The sequence below is a fragment of the Aureimonas ureilytica DSM 18598 = NBRC 106430 genome (assembly GCF_000382705.1).
In the GTDB taxonomy this organism is placed as follows: Bacteria; Pseudomonadota; Alphaproteobacteria; order Rhizobiales; family Rhizobiaceae; genus Aureimonas; species Aureimonas ureilytica.
The window spans coordinates 1-2,934 of sequence record NZ_ARQE01000039.1; the positions used below are offsets into that span (position 1 = coordinate 1).

The window sequence follows — 2,934 nt, forward strand, 5'->3', positions numbered from 1 at the left end:
CTGCGCGAGCGGCTGCGGGAGGCCGGACGATCTATCCGGGTGCGCGAGATCGTGCCTGTCCTGGGCGATTTCAACGACGACCTCAGTGCCTGGGGAGCGGAGGCGTTGCGCACGCGGTTGCGGTTTGACTTAGGCGCTAGCATCGACGAGTTCGCTTGACGGGCGGGCTTGGTGCTGGCCGGGTCAGGCCACCAGCGTTTCCTTGCGGGGACGGCTCTTGGAGCGGGATGTCCGACGCGATGGATCGAGGCCGGGCGCAAGAGGCGCCCTCTGTCGGTCCTTCAAGGCTGCGCCGAGGACTATCTTCCCCGACCTTGCCACCCCATTCGACAGGTCGAACGGGGACCCCGGACTGAGGTCTCCTCGCGAGACAAGATAGCCCTTGCTTGCCTCGGCGCTAAGGCGCCGCCCCAAGGGGTTCCGGGCCTCCAGCCACGATCTTTCATCGCGCCATCCCGGCCAAGAGCCGCTCCCTCAAAGGATAAGCGCCATGACCCTCTACTCCAGCTCCTCCACCAGCCCCACCGCTCACCTCCTCGAGGAAATCCAGCTCTACGGCCTCACGGCTGAATGCGACCGCGACTACCGCCCCCTGCCCGACGCCGACATCCTCCCCCACCAGATCGGTGCGCTCATGACCTCCATGGCCGACATCTTCGGCGAAACCCGCCTCGAAGGCGAGCTGGAGGAAATGCTCTGGAGCCTCGTCAACGCCTTCCACCGCCGCCAGGCCCACACCACCAAGCGCCTCGACGACACCACCCTCAAGATCCGTGAAGCGCAGCGCGAGCAGGACGGCTCTGAGATCCGCTCCGTCGAGCTGGAGAAGCTGCTGGAAGACGGCACCGCCCTCACCGAAACCCGCAACGCCTTCGAGGCCATGCGCGATCTCGCCGCCGAGCACTACGAGGTCATGACCGGATCGCCCTGGCTGCCCCGCACCGGCTCCAAGGTCTCCCACGCGAACCTCACCGCCGCCATGATCGACAGCCGTGACTTCCTTGCCGCCAAGGCCCGGTCCGAGAACGAGGCGCATTGCCCTTCGGGCACCAAGATTGCCTTCGCCGGCGGCGCCGATTACAATGACCACGATCTGATCTGGAAGACGCTCGACGCGGCCCACACCAAGTACCCCGACATGGTGCTTCTCCACGGCGGCAGCCCGACAGGCGCCGAACTAATTGCGGCCAAATGGGCCGCCAACCGCAAAGTCCCGGCCGTCGCCTTCAAGCCCGACTGGAGCGTCGGCCGAGCCGCACCCTTCAAACGCAACGACAAGATGCTCGAACAGATGCCCCAGGGTGTCATCGTCACCCCCGGCACTGGCATCACCGAGAACCTCGCCGACAAGGCAAAAAAGCTCGGCATCAAGGTGATGCGAGTGGGGGGCTGACGCCCCCGCCAACCTCCTTCGCTAACTGCCGCCCTCGGGCGGCTTTCTCTGTTCCGGCCGTAAAGACCGCTTCATTCGAAAACATTGGATGTCACATCATGTCCGTCAGAATGCCGAGAAATTCTGACCAGGGACCTCATAGGCGTAGAGCGTTCCGAGAGCATCCGCATGGTTTAGCTTCGTGACGTCGAGCCAATCGATGACTGAACTTCAACCACGCATGGAGATCATAACCCCATGCCTCACCTGCCCATCGCGACCAATATGGCTGCCGCAAGGATCGAATTGAAACGTTGGGGAATATTTCTTACGCAACTGGAGCGGGTCGCGCTTGAATTGGTCGCGACCTGTATCGTCGACCTATCGCGTCGAAGACCCGAAGGCTGGACGGAATGGGATCTTCTCACGGAAACGACGCTCCCGTATTATCGCTTTGATCAAGGCCTTTTGCGTGATGGCGTTCTTATGGAAAGTTTCTTCGAGGCCCCCAAAACCGACATGATGAACGTCCTGGCCGCCGCCCAGTACACGATCATCTACCGAGACGAGATCGAACCTGACAATCTTGCGAAGGAGGGCTGACATGCGCTTCACCGCAGATGACGCATTCGACGTTCGGGGCACCGATGACGCCATCATTCTTGGCCTGGTTGCAGCAACAGCCATTCTAGCCCAGCACGACGCCACACTCGTTGACTTCTACGAGTTCACGGGCGCGGACATCGACGCCATCGATGCCGGCGACCTCCTAGCTTTCCTCGGCTACTGAAGGCCCCGACTATATGGCAATCTACCACATTCGCTTAGGCCGGGTGATAGCGCGGGGCCGGAGGGCTGACGCCCTCCTATCGCTTTCATACTAAGTCGAGGCATTCACCGTCGATGTCGCAGAGGTCCAATTGAACCCATTGCCGGACACCCATGGCAAAAACATGCTCGCGGCAATCGCGCAGGCCGAGCAAGCCGTCTCCCTTGGCATTCGAGACTTCAGCCGGGACCGCATGGTCTACGTGTCCGCCACCATCGGGGTCGCGGATCAGATCGCTCTTATCGACAATCTAATCCGGCTCCATGGAAATCCAGCCGACGTAGCAGGGCCCCTTCTGCAACTGAAGAACCGCCTCGAGGAGCTGGAGGACTTGATCTTCAACCCTCAGGATAAGCCCGAACTCCTGCAAGCCATCAGAGAGCGCCCTAACGCGCTCACCCAGGACATGATGGCGACCTATAGAGAGAGCGTAGCGGCACTCGCTGAGGCAAAGGCTCAGCTCAATAAGTTCGAGGCGTTTGCGCGGTCTACGCGATGGCGCGTGCGCATCCTGACCATCGTCCTCATCGCTGCGATCGCCGCCCTAGCCGCCATGGTCATTGGCCTTTGGATGATGCGGGCGCCCCTGCCTCTCGTGTGATCGGCGTATAGACGGCGATCTCCATTCAAGCCGAGGTCTAGAGCGTTTTCCGATCAGTCTGCATCGTAGCCTGCGGCTTTGAAGTAGTTGGCGCATTCGGCGGGGAGGAAGAGCGGGATGAGCGTGCCGACG

At 61.6% G+C, this 2,934-nt stretch carries 4 protein-coding genes; all 4 read left to right on the plus strand.

Annotation, left to right across the window (positions count from 1 at the left end; genetic code table 11):
• The first annotated feature begins 490 nt into the window (after positions 1–490).
• The 4 genes from B146_RS0124435 (at position 491) to B146_RS0124450 (ending at position 2,802) form a co-directional block, all read left to right on the plus strand.
• The gene (locus tag B146_RS0124435; protein ID WP_019999102.1) at positions 491–1,393 is read left to right on the plus strand and encodes a DUF2493 domain-containing protein; all 903 of its coding nucleotides are present in this window, start codon (positions 491–493) and stop codon (positions 1,391–1,393) included.
• Positions 1,394–1,630: 237 nt separating this feature from the next.
• Complete coding sequence (locus tag B146_RS0124440; RefSeq protein WP_019999103.1) at positions 1,631–1,975, plus strand: hypothetical protein; 345 nt, start codon at positions 1,631–1,633, stop codon at positions 1,973–1,975.
• Position 1,976: 1 nt separating this feature from the next.
• On the plus strand, positions 1,977–2,162 hold the full coding sequence (locus B146_RS0124445; RefSeq protein ID WP_019999104.1) for a hypothetical protein: 186 nt from the start codon (positions 1,977–1,979) through the stop codon (positions 2,160–2,162).
• Between the two features lie 139 nt (positions 2,163–2,301).
• On the plus strand, positions 2,302–2,802 hold the full coding sequence (locus tag B146_RS0124450; protein WP_155897715.1) for a hypothetical protein: 501 nt from the start codon (positions 2,302–2,304) through the stop codon (positions 2,800–2,802).
• Positions 2,803–2,934: the final 132 nt, after the last annotated feature.

What these genes read in the sequence shown, in the direction of transcription:
- B146_RS0124435 (WP_019999102.1), top strand. Translation starts at nt 491, where the DNA reads ATGACCCTCTACTCCAGCTCCTCCACCAGCCCCACCGCTCACCTCCTC.
- B146_RS0124440 (WP_019999103.1), top strand. Translation starts at nt 1,631, where the DNA reads ATGCCTCACCTGCCCATCGCGACCAATATGGCTGCCGCAAGGATCGAA.
- B146_RS0124445 (WP_019999104.1), top strand. Translation starts at nt 1,977, where the DNA reads ATGCGCTTCACCGCAGATGACGCATTCGACGTTCGGGGCACCGATGAC.